1 protein-coding gene is annotated in these 223 nt (G+C 50.2%); it reads left to right on the forward strand.

Annotated features, from left to right (window positions below):
* Positions 1-223: secretin N-terminal domain-containing protein (locus SLS51_RS25030; RefSeq protein WP_323840924.1), on the forward strand; the 223-nt coding region annotated here is incomplete at both ends.

Genomic DNA, 223 nt, shown 5'->3' on the forward strand with positions numbered 1-223 from the left:
TCTCAACACCCGTACCAGCAGTAATGCCAGTGTTGCCTCAGGTTCAACCAGTAGTATGGGGACATCAGGAGGCAGTGGTAATGTCAACAATTCTGTCTCTGGGGAGGCCAGTTCTTCACAGAAAACGACGGTTGATCTGAACAGTGATTTATACGAAGACATCCGTAAGACAGTCGAGAATATGTTGACGCCCGAGCGTGGCCGGTTCTGGTTGTCAAGCTCC

Origin of the sequence: Photorhabdus africana, from assembly GCF_035181445.1 — a bacterium.
GTDB lineage: Bacteria > Pseudomonadota > Gammaproteobacteria > Enterobacterales > Enterobacteriaceae > Photorhabdus > Photorhabdus laumondii.